The sequence below is a fragment of the Larkinella fluvii genome (genome assembly GCF_051857545.1).
Classification (GTDB): domain Bacteria; phylum Bacteroidota; class Bacteroidia; order Cytophagales; family Spirosomataceae; genus Larkinella.
In genome coordinates, this window is sequence record NZ_JBPZHB010000001.1 from 620051 (window position 1) to 638850 (window position 18800).

Consider the following 18800-nt stretch of genomic DNA (forward strand, 5'->3'; position numbering starts at 1 on the left):
TACAGCGTTAAATCAGTTCTTTCCAGAAGGCATTTTTGACCAGTATTTCTTCCGAAACCGGGGGCGTGGCACCCCGTTGGGTGGCGACGTACGCGCCCGTCGCACAGGCAAATTCGAGGGTGGTTTGGGCGGTTTCGCCCTGCAGCGTTTTGTAGAGAAAAGCCGCCAGAAAAGCGTCGCCACTGCCGATGGTATCTTCCACCTCGACCGGAAAACCGGGTTGGTGGACAAAGCCGGTTTCGTCCAGCAGAAAGGCTCCTTTTTCGCCGAGCGTTACGCACAGTTTTTCGAGGTTAAACCGCTCCCGAAGACCATACATCGCCGATTTGGCGTCGGCGGGGCCGCCGAACCAGCCGGTGATTTCGCTCAGTTCGTGTTCGTTGAGTTTGGCGATGTCGGCCTGTTGCAGCAGTTCCAGAACGGTTTCCGGTTCGTAATGAGGAGCCCGAAGGTTGACGTCGAAGACTTTCCGGGGGGCCACCGCCAGCAGAGCCAGCAGCGTTTCGTGGGTTTGCGGACTACGGGCGGCCAGACTGCCGTAAATGAAAAACGCGCTTTGCTGAACGGTTTTGAGCAGCCCCGGTTCCAGTTGAATGTAGTCCCAGGCCACGGGCTGGACGATTTTGTACGTCACTTCGTTGCAGTCGGAGATGTTCGCTTTGGCAACGCCCGTCAGGTGTGACTGCCCGGTCTGGATGCGGTCGAGCGGCAGGCCTTTTTGGGCAACGAATTCCAGCAGTTCATGTCCAAGTTCGTCGTTGCCCACCCGGCTGATGAGCTGGGCGTTCAGTCCGAAGTTGCGAAGGTGGACGGCGACGTTCATGGGCGCTCCACCGGCCTGTTTGCTGGTGGGCAATACGTCCCAAAGAATTTCGCCGAAGCAGGTAATTAAAGGTGTCATTGGAATAGAGCGTAATAGGGTGAGGTAGTGCGTGGTTCGGGTGGTGTTAATGAACGACGAAAGTCTTTTCGATTTGCTCGAGGCTGGTGCCCTTGGTTTCGGGCATGAGCCGCACGACAAAAAGCAGTTGCAACACCATCATGGCGGTAAAAAAGAGGAAGGTGTTTCCTCCGCCGAGTTTTTCGGCCAGATACGGGAACGTGAAGGTGATGATAGCCGCCATCAACCAGTGCGTGAAGCTGCCCAGCGCCTGCCCGCTGGCGCGGACTTCGTTCGGGAAGATTTCGGAAATGAACACCCAGATCACCGCGCCCTGAGAGAAACCGAAGAAGGCGATGTAGCCAAAGAGCAGAAACGGTACCGTCATGCCGCTGAAATCCTGTACGTAAAAGGCGCGCGCAACCAGCCCGAGCGTCAGGATGAGACCAACCGAGCCAATTTTCATTAGCGTCCGGCGGCCAAACCGGTCGATCAGGTTCAGGGAAATCAGCGTGAAAATGAGGTTGATCAAGCCAATACCGGCGGACGACAGCAGGGCTGAACTCTTGCCTAAACCGGTCATTTCGAAAATCCGGGGGGCGTAATAAATGATGGCGTTGATGCCCGAAACCTGATTGAAAATCGCAAACAAAACCGCCAGCGTAATCGGTGTTTTGTAGGTTGACGAAAATAACCGGGCTTTCGTTTGGGTCTGGGCGGCACTGAGTTCCAGCGCCAGCAGCGTTTGACCCGCCGTTGCCGGATCGATCATGATAAGCACTTCACGGGCTTCTTCAACCCGGCCTTTCTTGAGCAAAAGCCAGCGCGGACTTTCCGGAATATTGAGAACCGCAATCAGGAAAATCAGCGAGGGCAACGCCTGAACGCCGAGCATCCAGCGCCACGATTCGGCCCCCATCCCCGCCAGCAGGTAGTTGGAGAGGTAGGCAATCAGAATACCCAGCACGACATTGAACTGAAACAGCGCGACCAGCCGCCCGCGGGATTTGGCCGGGGAGATTTCGGTGATGTACATGGGCGCGGCCACCGACGAGGCCCCCACCCCCAAACCGCCCAGAAACCGGAACACCAGAAAGATGTTCCAGTCGGGAGCCAGGGCCGTTCCGATGGACGAAACGAGGTACAGAATGGCGATCCAGAACAGGGTCTTTTTACGGCCCAACCGGTCGGCGGGAATACCGCCCGACATCGCGCCGATGACAGTTCCAATCAGTGCCATCGAAACCGTTAGTCCGTGTTCCCACACGCTCAGTCCCCACAACGATTGCAGCGATTGTTCGACGCCGGAGATCACGGCGGTGTCGAATCCGAAGAGAAAACCGCCCAGCGCGGCTGTGATTGACCAAAAGAAGATGCGTTGTTTTTGACTCATGTCTGACAGGGTAAATCCCGGTTAAATGCCGATCATGAACCAAAGCTACCAAAAGCCACCGGAGCGGACTTGCGGGAATTGTTCTAATTATTTCAAATTAAGTGATAATTTTAAAACGTTGATTTTCAGATATTTGTGATTATTTTTAGAGATACCTTTTCGATTTTGTTACACGGTTTTTTGATTTTGATTCAGGGAATGCCGGGGCGGTTGGTGTAGGAAATCGAAAATGGAAAATTGTCAAAGTGAACTTGTGTAGTTATCTTAGTGAAAAAGTTCACTCGTATGGCTACCGTCGCTTCTACTCCGGGTTCTTTTCGGAATCAACTCGCTCCCTCTCGCTCGTTTACCGAGCAGGAGATTATTGCGCGCAGTCGACAGGGCGTTTTGCGGTCGGAAGCCGATCGGGTGGCTCAGCTTGTGGGCTTGACCGACAAAGAGGTCGCTGCGGCTTTGGGTTTATCCGCCAGTTACCTGCATCGTCAGAAAACCGACCAGCGGATCAGTCAGGATGCTTCCGAGCGGTTGCTGCTGCTCGAAAATCTGCTGTATCATGCGCTGGATACCTTCGATCAGCGGACGGCAACGGTTTTGGGGTGGCTTCGTACACCATTACGAGAACTTGACAACCAGACTCCACTGCAAACCCTGGATACGGTTACGGGCTATACGCTGGTTGATCGGGTGTTGGGTCGAATCGATCACGGTATTTTCGGATAGGCATGGCGTTGGTGTATCGCGTTGTCCGCCAGAAATACGCCGACCGGCCTTTGGATGTAGCAGGAACCCGGCTGAACGGCGGCCGCTGGAATCCACCCGGTGTCGGTATTCTCTACACCGCCGAGCATCCCGCGCTGGCTTTGGTAGAAATCCAGGTTCACATGCCGCAGGTACCTTACGAACACTTGCCGTCCTATCGTCTTTTCACGCTGGAAATTCCTGAAAACAGCCAGCGCATGGTGAAGCCGGAGGAGTTGCTGCCGTATTGGAACGAAAACACCTATGCCAGAAGCCAATACCTCCTTCAGGATTGGCTGACAAAACCGGATACGCTGGCTTTGGGAGTCCCTTCGTCGGTGTTACCAGCCGGAATCAACTACCTCCTGCACGCCAGTCACCCTCAGTTTGCCGATATTCGAATCGTTGCAGAATCGGATCTGGTGATCGATCCCCGGTTGCGGAATGGATGATGTCCTGCCAGCTTTCCATTTTGTCCGCGGCTTTAAGGCCGAAAAAGCGTAAACCGAATGTTGAAAATCAGTAGCAAAGACAGTATTTTTCTTGACCAGTTGGCTTCTTTATACTGTACTGGATGGCTGGAGTTTTCAACGGTTTTGGCCAACGTATCAGCATCCATCAATCTTAAGCAACTTGTTTTCAATGGAGAACTCCAGAAGAGATTTTATTAAAAAAGCCGCCCTAAGCACCGCCGGAATTACTTTTGGTGGGATGGCGACAGGCCTGTCGGCCAAAAGTTACGCCAAAGTGATCGGGGCCAATGAGCGGCTGAACGTCGCCATTGCCGGACTGGGTCGGCGGCTGGGCGCGTATTACGAGCCCATTTCGAAAAAAGACAGCAATGTCGAGCTGGTGTATTTGTGTGACGTCATGCAAAAACAGCGGGAAGCGGGGCTTCAGAAATTTTCGAAGTTTATCGACTACAAACCGAAGCTGGAAAACGACATTCGGAAGGTGATTGCCGACAAAAATGTGGACGTGCTGATCAACGCGACGCCCGACCACTGGCACGCACCGGGAACGTGGCTGGCCGTTCTGGCGGGCAAACACGTGTACGTCGAAAAACCGTGTAGCCAAAACCCCCGGGAAGGTGAAATTCTGGTCGAAATCCAGAAAAAATACGGCAAGATCATTCAGATGGGCAACCAGCAACGCTCGGCGCTGGAGTCGATCGACGTGATCAGCCAGATTCACAACGGCGCCATCGGTACCCCTTTCAAAGCCGTTGCGTTTTATACCGCCAACCGGGGCGAAGTACCCCTGCCGAAAGCGGCACCCGTTCCGACCGGGCTGGACTGGGATCTGTTTCAGGGCCCGGCCCCGCGTCGACCGTATACGCACGACACCTGGGATTACAACTGGCACTGGTACGGTTGGCATTACGGAACCGCCGAGAGTGGCAACAACGCGACGCATGAGTTGGACGTAGCCCGCTGGGCGTTGCAGGTAGAATTTCCGGAGCACGTAGCAGTTGAAGCTGCCAAACGGCATTTTCTGGAGGATGGCTGGACCATGTATGATACGATGGACGCTACCTTCCGGTTTCCGGGCAACAAAATCATCAAGTGGGACGGCAAAAGCCGGAATGGCTATAAAACCTACGGCAGCGACCGGGGCACCGTCATTTACGGCAGCAACGGCAGTGTGTACGTCGACCGCGACGGCTACCGGCTATACAACCGCGAGGGCAAGATGGTGAAAGACAGCCAATCGAAAGGGTCGGAAGCCGGCACGGCACTGGGCGGTGGCGGTGACATGTCGACCCGGCACGTCGTGAACTTCTTCAACGCCATTCGCGGGAAAGAAAAGCAGAATTCGACCATCGACGATGGCGCCAAAAGCACGCTGCTTTGTCACTTGGCCAACATCTCTTTCCGGACCAACAAGGCGCTGGACATCGACTCGAAAAACGGACACATCCGCGATAAGGAAGCCATGAAACTCTGGAGCCGGGAGTATGAAAAAGGCTGGGAACCACCGATCTAACCGATTTGCTATTTTGGTTTCGGAAAATTCGCTTTGAGGTTGTCAGCGGCCAGTCGAACGGTTTCGTCGATTCTTTTTTGCCGGGTTTCCGTTTTTTTTGCGTTTAGAATCCATTCTAAAATCCCGCGTTTGGCAGAACGGGCAAACTTGTTCCAGTTCTCGAACGCGGGATTGTTTTTTTCAAAGGCGGCTTGTAAATCTTCGGGAATGGTGAGGTTCTCAACGTCGTCCAGGGCGGTCCAGGTACCGTTTTGTTTGGCGAGTTCGATGGCCTTCAAACCCGCTTCGGCGATTAGATTCTGTGCGTTCAGCCGTTCGACTTTTTCTTTGTTTACGCGGCTCCAGTTGCTTTTCGGGCTGCGTCGGGCAAAAAACTGGTAGTAACTCTCGGCGTCCCGCGTATTGGCTTTGCTGTCGATCCATCCAAAACACAGGGCTTCGTCCACGGCTTCCGAATAATACACGCTCGGTTTACCGGTTTCCTTTTTGAAGATGATGAGCCAAACCGATTTTTCGGTGGCGTGGTTTTGTTCCAGCCAGGTTCGCCAGTCGTGCTGGCTGGGGGCATAGAATGTTGGGATACCGTCTTTTAGCTCCATGATCTATCTCAAATGCAATTTCATGCCTTCGTGGGAATCGACAAAACCGAGTGATGCGTAGAACCGGATCGCATCCGGGCGTTTCTTGTCGGTGGTTAATTGAACCACGTGTGCGCCTTTGGCGCGGGCGCGTTCAATAGCGTAGTCAAAAACCGCTTTTCCGATGCCTTGGCCGCGGTAATCCGACTTGACCCGCACGGCTTCGATCTGGGCGCGAATACCGCCCTGGTAGGTCAGGTATTGGATGAAACTCAGTTGAAAGGTGGCTACGATTTCGGTAGTTGACTCAGCCACCGTGAGTTCCTGATACGGGTCGTTGGTAATCCGGGTGAAGGCTTCGGTATAAGCCTTCGGGAGCGGGAGTTCAAATCGTTCGCGGGAGGTTCCCAGCTTGTCGTCGGAGAGCATTTTTACAATCTCAATCAGGTCAGATTCGGTGGCTAATCGGTACGTAATTTCCATAAATTAGTAGAGACGTCGTTTGATACAAAAATCGACGATTGTATGGGTTTTTACTCATAAAATAGTGTTGTTTCGGCATACCTTTGTAGTTAGAAAGTCTCTTTGGCACGGTTTTGCGTATTACTAGTGACAAAATCAGTTTCGAATGCGTTTCCTGATCTTTTTCATTCTTTTCCCGATGACCCTTTTTGCCCAGCCGAAAGGCTGGGAGGAGATTACGATTTCCGACGGCCTGTCACAGAGCATGATTTTTGACATCGAGCAGGACCAGAAAGGATTCATTTGGGTGGCTACCAAAGACGGGCTCAACCGCTACGACGGCCACAATTTCAAGGTTTTTACGCACGATCCTTACAACGATTTTAGTCTTTCGGGGGATAATTGCTCGGCCTTGCTGATCGACAGCCGCCAGCGGCTTTGGGTGGGCACTTTCACCGAGGGGCTGAATTTGTTCGACGACCGAACGCAGCGGTTTTACCACATCAACATCAGCGACCAGACGAGTGTGAATGCGGGGAACTATGAGGTCCGCACCCTGGCCGAAGACCCCGAAGGCAACATTTGGGTGGGAACGTACACCAACAAGATCTTCAAAATCAGTTTACCGGCATCGCTCCGGAATCAGTTGCCGGGTCAGGCGGACCTGACGCGACAGGTTCGGATTCAGCCCATTGCCATACAGGAGAAAAAGATCAATGCGTCATCCCTCTATTTCAATTTTCGACCGGACGGACAGGGATTACTGGGCGCAGCTTATGGCGTTTTTTCATTCAACTGGCGAAATCCTTCGCAGGCCACCAAACTGAGTCTGTTTGGAAATGAGGTGCTGGATTTGCATTCGGTGTATGAAGACACCCGCCAGGGATTTCTGTTTACTTCGACCAGTGATCACATCAAAGGCTGGTACAAAGGGCAATTGAAAACCATTGCGTTGCCCAAAAAAAAGTATTTCGGGGTGCAGTTATACGCGATGGATGCGCAGACCATCGCCATCGCCACCGCCGACCACATGTGGCTGATGTCGCCCGCCGAGCTTTTCCGGCAGGACAGTCTGACTGCCCAGAAGGCCTTCGTGGCTTTTCCGCCCAACGTCTACAGCATTACGAGTGTTTTGAAAGACCGAACCGGAACGTTCTGGTTCGGAACCAGCGGCTACGGGCTGCGAAAATTCAACCCCAAAATCAAACAATTTCATTCGTATTTACCCAATACCACCCTCTCCAATCTATACGTCGACCGGCAGGGTCGTACCTACGTGCGGTTTGAGTTTTCATATTGGGAACTCGACCGAACCCACAACCGGCTTCTGCCGTTTCTGGATCAAAATCTGCCCGAAGCCGACCGGCGGCAACGGTATCTGATGCAGGACCGGGCGGGTACCTACTGGATTTCCAATGTCCATTTCGAAACCCACGAAAAGCACTTGTTCAAGTTCTCTCCGGACTGGCAACTCCTCAAAAAATACCCGTTGCCTGCCAACACCGCCTTCGGTTTTTTCGGTAACCACACCATTGAAGACCAGGCCGGCAATCTCTGGATTGGTGCGACCAATGGGAATTTGCTCCGGTTTAACCCGAAATCCGAGCGGTTCGAGGTGTTCAGCTACCAGTCTCTGATGCCCCAAAGCGGTTCCGACATCGAGACCTACGCCCTGTATATTGATGGGAGTGGCACGTTGTGGATCGGTACGCAGAAAGGACTCGTCAAAGTGATGAACGCCCAAACAAAACCGGTTTTTTCGATCTATAAAAACAGCAAAACGGAACGGCAGAGTCTGAGCAACGATTTCGTATCGAGTGTGATCGACGATCCCAATGAACCGGATCGGTACCTCTGGGTTGGAACGAAGGGCGGGGGACTGGAGCGGCTGGATAAACAAACCGGGTTGTTCGTGCATTTCACCGAAGCCCGGGGCTTGCCCAACAAAGTGGTGTACGGTATTCTGACCGATGGCTCTAAAAATCTCTGGCTGAGCACCAACCGGGGGTTAGCCCAGTTCAATCCGAAAACCTACCAGTTTCGCAGCTACACCAAAGCCGACGGCTTGCAGGACGATGAATTCAATACCAGCTCGTACTTTAAAACCGCATCCGGCGAACTCCTCTTCGGGGGCATCAATGGATTGACAACGTTCCGGACGGCAGAAATCGGCGCGACGAGTCCGGACAAACCGCTGGTGAACATCATCGGGTTGAAAATCAACAATGAAACGGTTGAAGTAGGCAGCCCCGGAGGCATACTGTCGCAGGCCATCGAACAAACACCAACGCTCGAACTGGCGTATGATGAGAATCTGGTTACGCTCGAATTCGGGGTGATGGATTACATCAATTCCGGTAAAAACCGCTACCGCTACCGGCTGACAGGCATTGACCGGGACTGGGTGGAGGCCGGTACCAATCGCTTTGCCAATTACGCCCATCTGCCCGACGGCAGCTACCGGTTTGAGATGATGGGGTCGGCCGACGGCGAGGTCTGGAGCAACCCCGTCGAACTCCAGATTCGGATTCGTCCGCCGTTCTACCGCACCTGGTGGGCCTATTCCCTTTATCTGGTGGTGCTGGCTCTGATTGGCTGGCAGTTGTACCGGTTTCAGATTCAGCGATTGATCCTCCGGCAGCAGGTTGTTTTTGAACAGAAAGAAGCCAGTCGGCTGGCCGAACTGGACGCGCTCAAAACCCGGCTTTTTACGAACATCTCGCACGAATTCCGGACTCCCCTGACGCTGATTCTGGGTCCCATCGAACAACTGGTGCAGGAGTATGCCCACGACGTCCGGTTTCCGCTCATTCAACGGAACGCCACCCGGCTGCTCAGCCTGATCAACCAGTTGCTCGACCTGAGCAAAATTGAAGCGGGACAACTCAGCCCCGAATTGCGCACCGGCGACCTTGCCGCCTTCTTTCGCATGTTGGCCAGTTCGTTCGGGTCACTGGCAGAAAGTCAGGAAATAACGTTCAGCTTTTTGCAAAACGAGTCGACTTTCCGGGCGGATTTTGACCAGGATAAACTCGAAAAAATTGTCACCAACCTGCTCTCGAATGCCTTTAAGTTTACGCCGTCCGGGAAGGCAGTGCACATGGCGGTAAACTATTCGGGTCCGTCGGGAAAAGAGGAAGTAACGGTCACAGTCGAGGACACCGGTATCGGGATTGCTCCGGTGCATCTGGGGCGCATCTTCGAGCGGTTTTATCAGGTCGATCGCCCATCCATCCGAACTTACGAAGGCACCGGCATCGGTCTGGCGCTGGTCAGCGAACTGGTCCGGGTACTGAACGGAACCATCACCGCCACCAGCACCGAAGGCATTGGCACGACCTTTATTGTGACCTTGCCCCTGGTTCGGAAAGGGCTGGAAGCCGATGTCGCTTTGCCCCGGATTCAGGGGCAGGCCCATCCGCTTTTGCAATCGGCCCGTCCGGAGAATATTTTGCTCATCGTCGATGATAACGTCGACATCCGGTTGTATGTACGGAGCATTTTTGAAACCGATTACCAGATTGTCGAAGCCACCGACGGGCAGGAAGGGCTGGAAAAAGCCACCGCCCTGTTGCCGAATCTCGTCATTTGCGACCTGATGATGCCCCGGCTCGATGGGTTCGGGTTTTGCCGGGCGTTGAAAACCCAGGAAGCCACCAGCCACATTCCGGTGGTCATGCTGACGGCCCGCGCCACCGTCGAAGACCGCATCGAAGGCTTTGAAATCGGGGCCGACGCCTATCTGACCAAGCCCTTCATTCAGGCTGAAATTGTGGCCAGAGTGCGGAATTTATTGCAGAATCAAAGCCGTTTGCGGGCCTATTTTAGTGGAAGGGGAACCGTGATCCTGCCAGTTGATGAGCCGGCAAAATCGAAGGAAGAAGCTTTTTTGCTAAAAGCGAAAGCAATTATCGGACAACACCTGGCCGAAAGTGATTTCAGCGTGGAGCAGCTTGGGGAAGAACTGAACCTGAGCCAGCGGCAACTGGTGCGCAAACTAAAAGCCCTGACCGACCAAACCGCCGTGGAGTTTATCCGGAATCAACGACTGGATCACGCGGCTGAGCTGCTCCGACTGGGTAATGTCACGGTGTCGGAAGTGGCCTATCAGGTGGGCTTCGAGAGTCTGTCGTATTTTACGAAAGTGTTTCAGGATAAATATGGCGTGTTGCCTTCTAGCTATGCACAGATCTGAATGGGTCTGCTTTGTTGGAACTTCTCCGCCCCGCCAGGGGCTTTTTTTATGCTTTTCCAATTGATTTGGTAAAAATGAGCTAAGGATTGTCGGATTTGGGTTAATAGGAATTGGTCATATGATGTCACATTTGTGGCCGAAATGCCTGGCTGGTTTCTGCTTATTTTCAACAATCGCATATCCTGTTTTTATGAAATCAATCATTTACGTCCTTTTTTTTGTACTGGGTTTCTTTGTTTCACATGACCTGTTTGCCACAGACCGCACCTGGACCGGCGCAACCAGTACTGACTGGGCAACGGCCTCGAACTGGAGTCCTTCGGGCGTACCGGCCAGTGGAGACGTAGCAATTATCGATGCGTCGTCTAACAATCCGGTGATTGGTAACGGTACGAACACCGTGGTCACCTTATTGTACATCAACGCCGGATCACGCCTTACCATAAACAGTGGCGGGACTCTGAACCTGAGAGGCTCCGACGGTCTGTCAGGTGCTATCTACAACGCAGAGTTAATCAACAACGGAACCATACGAATAGAGAGTGCAGAAGGTACGGCTGTGGGTGGCACCTTTGTTGTCACCTTTGCATCAACAGTTACAAACCATGGATTAATTGTAATCAATAGTTTTAACAGATGTTTTGAATTGGCCGATCAGCAGGATGGAGCCTGTACGGTTACAAATTCATCAACAGGCACGATAAATATGATGTCCAATGGTGCCGGAATTGACCTTAATCGATTGGGTAGCCGGAACCTGATCAACCAGGGGACGATCAACTATACGGGGATGGGGAGTGCATTATTAATGGATTCAGGAACCCTCGCATTAACCAATAGCGGGACATTCAATATCAATTCGGGTACCGGGATTTCCAGCTCAGTGGCCAGCACCATTATTAACCAGGCTTGCGGTAAAATTATCATGGCGGCCGGTAATTTTGACAACACCAACGCTACAACGACCAATGCGGGACTTATTCAGATCGCCGGTACGCTGACCCGTTCGGGTGGTTCATTTACCAATAATGGTGTTTTGAAGTACGGATCGCTGTCGGGTACCATTACGAATAATCAGCTTCAGGTCAATGATCATCCAAGTCCGATATTTACTTACGGGGGCAATTACTCGATGACGGTTAACGGTATCTATACCGAACCTACCTCAACGACTTCGGCCGGATCGTTTACTGCGCCCAATACCTTTACCCCTTCGGGTCTGCCTGCCGGATCGCAGACGCTTTACGCCAAAATTACGCCCTCGGGCAATGCCTGTTCCTATGTCGTTCCGTTTACGTACAGTATGGCTTCTCCGCCGACGATCAGCACAGAGCCGGTTTCGCAAACCGTGTGCAGCAGCAGTCCGGTCAGCTTTTCGGTCGTCGCCAGCAATGCGACGAGCTACCGCTGGCAGCGTTCCTACGACAACACCTTCAACTTTCCTTCTAATCTTAGCAATACCGGTATTTATAGCGGTGCCGACACGCCGGTGCTGACGATCTCATCCGTTTCGGATGTAAATGGAGCCTACTTTCGCTGTGTGGTGACCAACGGCGGAGAATCCACCAACTCGGAAGGGGTGCTACTGACCGTAACGACCTTACCCACGGCTACGATTTCCTATGCCAATTCGTTGTTGTGTACCAACGGTAGTCAGCAGGGGGTGTCGCGTTCGGGCAACAACAGCAACGGAGGAGTCTACAGCAGCAGTCCCTCCAGTCTCTCGCTCACCAGTGATTTTGGCGCAGTAATGCCCGGGAGCAGTACGCCGGGTAGTTATACAGTTACCTACACCGTACCGGCGCGGGGAGGCTGTCCGGTAGTGACCGCCACGACCACGCTGACAATAACGGCCCCGCCGACCTTTACAGGCAACGCGGTCACCCAGCCCACCTGTGCTACGTCAACGGGTACGATTAGCGTAACGGCGACGGGCAGCGGCACCATCGAGTATTCGCGCAACGGGACCGACTGGCAATCCAGCGGAACCTTCAGTGGATTGAATCCGGGTGGTTACACGATTCGCGCGCGCTCGTCAGACAATCTCACCTGTACCCGAAACATCACGTTCACATTGAATGCGGTTTCTGAGCCTACAGTAAGTAATCCGGCCATAACGACGGCGACAACGGCGGCTGCTTTCAGCCAGAACTTTACGGCGTCGGGCGGCACGGCACCCTACAGTTATTCGCTGGCGAGTGGTACTTTGCCCACGGGTTTGACGCTGGCAACAACGGGCGTTCTATCGGGAACAGCCACGGAGGGGGGAAGCTTCACGATCACCGTTCGGGCCACGGGCAACAATGGCTGTTCGGGCGTCGGAGCACCGTATATTCTGGATGTAACCGCTATTCCGGTTGCCGTGATCAATACCGGGCCGGTTTCGCAGACCGTTTGCAGCACCAGTCCGGCTAGTTTCTCGGTAGCTGCCACCAATGCGACCAGCTATCAGTGGCAGCGCTCTGCCGACAATACCTTCAACTTTCCTTCCAACCTCTCCAATTCGGGCGTCTACAGTGGTACCGACACGCCGGTGCTGACCATCTCGTCGGTTTCCGCCCAGAATGGCTACTACTTCCGCTGCGTGGTGAGCAACGAAGGAGGTCCCGTGAACTCAAATGGAGCTTCCATCACGGTAACGACGCTTCCGACCGTCACTATTTCCTATATCAATCCGCTCTTATGTACCACCGGTGGCACGCAGGGGTTGGTAACGCGCTCGGGGCTCAACAACAACGGCGGAACTTACAGCAGCAGTCCCTCGAGTTTATCGCTCAGCAGCAGTTCAGGCAGCGTAACAACCGGGAGCAGTACACCGGGAAGTTACACGGTGACTTACACCGTACCGGCCAACGGGGGATGTCCGGTCGTGACGGCTACGACCACTTTGACGATTACGGCCCCGCCCACGGCGACGGGCAACGCGGTTACCCAGCCGACCTGTGCCATCCCAACGGGAACAATCAGCGTAACGGCGACGGGCAACGGCACCATCGAGTACTCGCGCAACGGCACCGATTGGCAGAGCAGCGGCTTGTTCAGCGGGCTGGAGCCCAATTCGTACGTCATTCGGGTGCGCTCGTCCGACAACCTCACGTGTACACGAAATCTGGGCTTCACGATCAATGCCGTTCCCTCAGCACCCACGGTAAGTAATCCCGACGTGACAACGGCGACAGCGGGTACGGCTTTCAGCCGGAATTTTACGGCTTCGGGCGGCACATCACCCTACAGTTATTCAGTGGCCAGTGGCACCTTGCCCAATGGACTCAGTTTGGCAACCACCGGGGTTTTATCGGGAACACCCACCGAAAGCGGCAGCTTCACGATCACGGTTCGGGCCACGGGCAACAACGGCTGCTCCGGCCTGGGTTCGGCGTATGTACTGATCGTAGGAGACGCCCCCTCCGCCGATTTATCCATTACCAAAACCGACGGCGTCTCAAGTCTGGCTCCCGGCTCCCCGACCACCTACACCATTACCGTCAGCAATGCCGGACCGCTGGCGGTAACCGGGGCAACGGTGACCGATAATTTTCCGGTCTCCATCACCTCGGTAGCCTGGACGGCGACGTTTGCCGGTGGAGCATCGGGGACGGGATCCGGAACCGGAAACATCAGCCAGCAGGTGAATTTGCCCGTGGGCGGTTCCGTGACCTACGTGGCGGTTTGTGAAACCAGTTCGACTTCAACCGGCAGTTTGTCCAATACCACATCGGTCAGTACGCCCGGCGGTATAACCGACCCCAATCCCGATAACAACAGTGCCACGGATGTGAATACCCTGACATCTTCGGCCGATCTGGTGGTTACTTTTTCCGACAGCCCCGATCCGGTTGGTGCGGGCAATAACCTTACCTATGCCGGACAGGTCAGCAACCTGGGACCCAGCACCGCCAGCGCGGTGCAATTGTCGATTCCGCTTTCGACCAGCACCACATTCTTTTCGCTTATCGCACCGGATGGCTGGAGTTGTACGACGCCGTCGGTGGGGACAACCGGGACGGTTTCCTGTAGTCGGGCCAGTTTTCCAACCGCTGGTACCGCCAGTTTTACGCTGGTTGTGACAACCGTGCCGGGATCGGAAGGCAATATTCTGACGACCACCGCAACGGTATCGTCTGGTATAACGGACCCCAATTCGGATAACAACGCGGCTTCGGTCAGTACGTCTGTTGTATCGGGTAGTGCCGACCTGTCGAACCTCACCCTGAGCGTCGGGAGCTTCTCGACGGCGTTTTTTCCAAGTGTTACCAGTTACTCGGCTACCGTCGGCAATGCCACCAGTAGCCTGACGGTGACGCCTACTTCAGCAAACAGCAACGCGGGCATTCAGGTCCGGGTCAACGGCGGGAGTTATGGTTCTGTAGCCAGTGGCGCGGCTTCTGATCCGCTGGCGCTCACGGTGGGGGCCAATTCCATCGAGGTGCAGGTGACGGCGGAGGATGGTGTAACGACCAAAACGTACCGGGTGACGGTCACCCGGGGCGTGGAGACGCCTACTATTGACACCCAGCCAGTTTCGCAGACGGTGTGCAGCACGAGTCCGGTGAGTTTTTCCGTAGCGGCCAGCAATGCCACCACATACCGGTGGCAGCGGTCTGTCGATCATACGTTCAATTTTCCCAACAACCTGTCGAATTCAGACGGTTACAGCGGGACCGATACGCCAGTGCTGACGATCTCGTCGGTTTCAGGAATCAACGGTTATTACTTCCGCTGCGTGGTCAGCAACGGGGGGGGAGGAACCAATTCGGAGGGGGCATTGCTGACCGTGACGACCTTGCCGACTGCGTCCATTGGTTATAACAATACGGTATTTTGCAACAATACCAGTGATCTGGGGCTGGTCACGCGCTCGGGCCTGGGGAGCAACGGCGGAACCTACAGCAGCCATCCGTCGAGCCTTTCAATCAATAGCAGTTCGGGAAACGTGACGCCCAGCAGCAGCCCCGCTGGCAGTTATACCATTACGTACACCGTTCCCGCCAGTGGTGGCTGTCCGGTCGTGACTGCCACGACCACGCTAACGGTTGTGGCCCCGCCTACTTTTGTGGGCAATCGTGTTACGCAGCCTACGTGTGCCTTACCAACGGGCACGATCAGTGTGAGTGCGACCGGGAGCGGGGAGATTTCATATTCGCGAAACGGTACGGACTGGCAACCCGGCGGAGTGTTCAGTGACCTGACGCCAGGCCAGTACTTTATCCAGGCGCGGTCGTCAGACAATCCTGCTTGTGTACGAACGTTGCTTATGACGGTGAATGACGTCCCTTCGGCGCCCACAGTGAGCAATCCGGCCATAACGACAGCCACAGTAAGTACGGTTTTCAGCCAGACCTTTACGGCGTCGGGCGGCACATCACCCTACAGCTATTCGGTGGCCAGTGGCACCTTGCCCAGCGGACTCAGTTTGGCAACAACCGGGGTTTTATCGGGAACACCCACCGAGAGCGGCAGCTTTACGATCACCGTTCGGGCCACGGGCAACAACGGCTGTTCGGGCCTGGGTTCGGCGTATACCATAACGGTCGGGCAAGCCGCGCCTTTCATCAGCGGTTTTGCGCCCAGCCCCACTGCGGTTTGCGTGGGTAGCCCGGTGACGTTTACCGCCACCATTGCCAACCTAACCGGCAGCTATTCCTATACGCTTACCTCCCTCTCCAACGAAGACATTCTGTATACCGGCACCAGCAGCAACCCGAACTTTAGTCAGACCATACCAGCTCCCGCATCGGGGCAAACCTTCGAGCTAGAAGTGATCAACAACGGAATGCGGGCAACAGCCACCCAATTCCTGACAGTAAATGCGCTGCCAGTGGCGACCTTGGTCGATAACGGGCCTTTAACCTGCGGACAAACCTCAGTCACTCTCACCGCTTCGGGCGGCACTAGCTACACGTTTACCAGCGGCAGTGGCGTCGTGGGTACACCCGGTGAAACAAACACGGTGCTGGTCAGTAGTCCAGGTACCTATTCGGTCACGGTAGCGAACGCCAGCGGCTGTACGGCCTCGGCCAGTGTCCAGGTTAGCAGCAATATCGTATCGCCGTCGGCTCCCAACTTAACCAGCACCACCGTTACGCAGGGTGCACCCCCGGTAACGTTAACCGCCGACAATTGTGCGGGTACACTCACCTGGACCGGGCCAGGGGGCTCCACTGGAACCGGGCCCATTACCGTTACGACGGCATCACCCGGTACATTTATCTATGAGGCTACCTGTACCGTGAATGACTGTGTCGGTGACCCCGCCAGCGTGACGGTCGTCGTGGCGGCTCCTGCTGTTACCGGTTCGTTCGACGGGTTTATTTACGGAGCCGACTGCGCCACCTTCCGGGGCTGGGTCTGGGACCGCAACAAACCCAATGCCGTCATCACCATCGATATTTTGGACGGGACTACGGTAATTGCGACCATTCCGGCGGGTGAATTCCGGCAGGATCTGCTCAATGCGGGCAAGGGCAACGGGCGTCATGCGTTCTTCTGGCCCATTCCCGATGCGTTGAAAGACGGTTTGCCCCACAGCCTCTCGGCCCGCGTAACGGGCAATAGTTTCGTGCTGAAAGATTCGCCAAAGGTGTTGATTTGTGAATCCAATACCAGCCCGGATGGCAATAAACCGCCCCAACCCCCAACGCCGACGGTGCTGATTGCTCCGCTGGTGGCTCAGGTGGGCGTGCCTTTCTCGGGAACTCTGGTGGCTTTCACGGACCCCGAAGGTGGATCATTGAGCTATAATCTAAGCGGTTTGCCAGCGGGGTTGAGCCTGGAGATGCCCACCCGCATCATCAGTGGGACGCCCACGGAATCGGGGACGTTCGTGCTGACCTATCAAGCCACCGACGGACCAGGGGCTTCCAACAGCGTGAGCTTTCAGTTGACGGTCAACCCGGCCGAGACGACGACGGTAACGGGCAGTTTCGAAGGGTATCTGGACAAACTGGATTGTGGCGGCATCCGGGGCTGGGTCTGGGATCGCAACAAACCGAACGCGCCGTTGACGGTAGAATTCTACACCGAAAGCAGTCCGGGAACCACCACGGTTCTGGGCAGCACGCTGGCCAACATCTACCGGCAGGATCTGAAGGATGCGGGTAAGGGCAACGGGGCTCATGCCTACAACTTTACGCCCCCGGGCAGTGTGACCAACGGCACACCGGTGCTGGCCCGGGTGCTGGGCTCCAGCTTCGTGCTGAAAGGCTCGCCAAAAGCCTATCAGTGTGCCGGAGCGCGCTTGTCGGCCGAACAGAAACCGGTTTTGGAGGTGGCGGTTTTGGGCAACCCGATCCACGATCACCTGGATCTGGTGATTCGGGGGGCGGAGGGACAGCCACTGACGGTGCAGGTGATGGATGTGCAGGGGCGGTTTGTCGGTGAACACCACGTGGGCCGGGCGGGTATAGTGGAACAGGCGCGGTTATCGGTGACGGGCCAATCGGCGGGGTTGCTGGTGGTGCGGGTGCAGGTGACGGGTCAGGTCAAAACCATAACCGTTTTGAAGACCAATTAAAGCGGGAGCGGGGCGGCAACCGTTGCCGCCCGCTTTCCGGAAAATCTTTTTTTAGTCGGGCGGATCATTTGGCGAAAATGAGCAAAAGAATGTCGGATTTGGGTTAACACAAATTGGCCGTTGAAAGTCAGCTTTGTGGTAGAAAAACACGTTCATTTTTTCACCACTTTTCGGTCGTGCTATGCAAAACAACGCCGGTTTTTGCCGCCCTTTTCAAGCCTGTCGGACGAGGCTGACGTCGATGGTTTCAGGCTTGAGTCTGCTTGTTTGGGGTCTGCTTTGTGGTCAGGCCATGCTGTTGGCAGTCGTTCAAACGGTGAACCACGAAGCGGTTTGCCACGTGGATCACGGTTTCTTGTGTGACGTGTATATGGGCGTTCCTTCCCACGAAAAAAGAGGAAAATCAATGGATTCGTCTCCGCCCCGCAGGGCGTTGGCCACGGCTGAAAGGGTGGCACCGGATACGTTTTTGAAGATCCTCAAAACGGCTTAAAATGCTTTTTATGGGAGCATGGGTCTAAAAAGGGGCGAATGTCTGAAATGAGGAAAAGGATGTCCGAAATGCGTTAACTGAAAAAGGGGGAATCGGGGCTCTTTTGCAGGAATGAATGGCTCCCTTATTCACGTACTTATGCCCCAACCTTTTTACGCCGGCAACCCGATCAGTCAATCAGCCGATTTGACCTTTAACCCATCCGAAAGCATGCTCACGATGCACTGTCGAAAAACGGGGCCGATCAGCCTTCCCGTAGCCGATCTGATGTTTTTACAGGCCACCGGCAACTACTGCTGGCTGCACTGGAAGAATGGGCAACGATTGCTGCTGCCCCGGACCTTAAAATACTACGAACCCCAATTGCCCGATGCACTGTTTGTTCGCCCACACCACAACTGCATTGTCAACATCCGCTACATTGAGCGCATGGAACGGATTTATCCGGATAAAGGGGGATTGATTCATTTGCGGTCGGGTGTGGCGCTACCCATCTCGCGTCGGCGGTGGCTGGCCATCCGGGAGCTTTATAAACAACTGAAGACCGATTCCTGATCCGAAG

The 18800-nt window shown here is 54.8% G+C and carries 11 protein-coding genes; 7 read left to right on the top strand and 4 right to left on the bottom strand.

Translation table 11 applies throughout. The features are described 5' to 3' along the window. Positions 1-7 precede the first annotated feature (7 nt). Both ACS5NO_RS02555 and ACS5NO_RS02560 read right to left on the bottom strand, forming a co-directional pair. On the bottom strand, positions 8-901 hold the full coding sequence (locus ACS5NO_RS02555) for a carbohydrate kinase family protein (RefSeq protein WP_150876732.1): 894 nt from the start codon (positions 899-901) through the stop codon (positions 8-10). Between the two features lie 46 nt (positions 902-947). Then, positions 948-2273, bottom strand: a complete 1326-nt coding sequence (locus ACS5NO_RS02560) for a sugar porter family MFS transporter (RefSeq protein ID WP_439413686.1) — start codon at positions 2271-2273, stop codon at positions 948-950. Positions 2274-2558: 285 nt separating this feature from the next. On the opposite strand from ACS5NO_RS02560, the gene ACS5NO_RS02565 reads away from it, so the two are divergent. The 3 genes from ACS5NO_RS02565 (at position 2559) to ACS5NO_RS02575 (ending at position 4997) form a co-directional block, all read left to right on the top strand. Further along, entirely contained in the window at positions 2559-2993 is a 435-nt protein-coding gene (locus tag ACS5NO_RS02565; RefSeq protein WP_150876730.1) for an Xre family toxin-antitoxin system antitoxin, read from the top strand. 2 nt (positions 2994-2995) lie between these two features. Continuing rightward, a complete protein-coding gene (locus ACS5NO_RS02570; protein WP_439413687.1) occupies positions 2996-3463 on the top strand; it encodes an RES family NAD+ phosphorylase in 468 nt (155 codons plus the stop codon). 190 nt (positions 3464-3653) lie between these two features. Then, on the top strand, positions 3654-4997 hold the full coding sequence (locus tag ACS5NO_RS02575) for a Gfo/Idh/MocA family protein (protein WP_439413688.1): 1344 nt from the start codon (positions 3654-3656) through the stop codon (positions 4995-4997). An 8-nt stretch (positions 4998-5005) separates the two neighbouring features. On the opposite strand, the gene ACS5NO_RS02580 is transcribed toward ACS5NO_RS02575, so the two are convergent. Together ACS5NO_RS02580 and ACS5NO_RS02585 are read right to left on the bottom strand one after the other, a co-directional pair. Next, positions 5006-5596: a YdeI/OmpD-associated family protein gene (locus ACS5NO_RS02580; RefSeq protein ID WP_439413689.1), complete on the bottom strand. Its 591-nt coding sequence runs from the start codon at positions 5594-5596 to the stop codon at positions 5006-5008. A 3-nt stretch (positions 5597-5599) separates the two neighbouring features. Continuing rightward, entirely contained in the window at positions 5600-6058 is a 459-nt protein-coding gene (locus ACS5NO_RS02585) for a GNAT family N-acetyltransferase (protein WP_439413690.1), read from the bottom strand. Between the two features lie 145 nt (positions 6059-6203). Here ACS5NO_RS02585 and ACS5NO_RS02590 point away from each other — a divergent pair, with 145 nt between their 5' ends. The 4 genes from ACS5NO_RS02590 (at position 6204) to ACS5NO_RS02605 (ending at position 18793) form a co-directional block, all read left to right on the top strand. Further along, on the top strand, positions 6204-10232 hold the full coding sequence (locus tag ACS5NO_RS02590; protein ID WP_439413691.1) for a hybrid sensor histidine kinase/response regulator transcription factor: 4029 nt from the start codon (positions 6204-6206) through the stop codon (positions 10230-10232). A 190-nt stretch (positions 10233-10422) separates the two neighbouring features. Next, a complete protein-coding gene (locus ACS5NO_RS02595; RefSeq protein WP_439413692.1) occupies positions 10423-17745 on the top strand; it encodes a putative Ig domain-containing protein in 7323 nt (2440 codons plus the stop codon). 181 nt (positions 17746-17926) lie between these two features. Continuing rightward, a complete protein-coding gene (locus tag ACS5NO_RS02600) occupies positions 17927-18238 on the top strand; it encodes a hypothetical protein (protein WP_439413693.1) in 312 nt (103 codons plus the stop codon). A 138-nt stretch (positions 18239-18376) separates the two neighbouring features. Beyond that, entirely contained in the window at positions 18377-18793 is a 417-nt protein-coding gene (locus tag ACS5NO_RS02605; RefSeq protein WP_439413694.1) for a LytR/AlgR family response regulator transcription factor, read from the top strand. Positions 18794-18800: the final 7 nt, after the last annotated feature.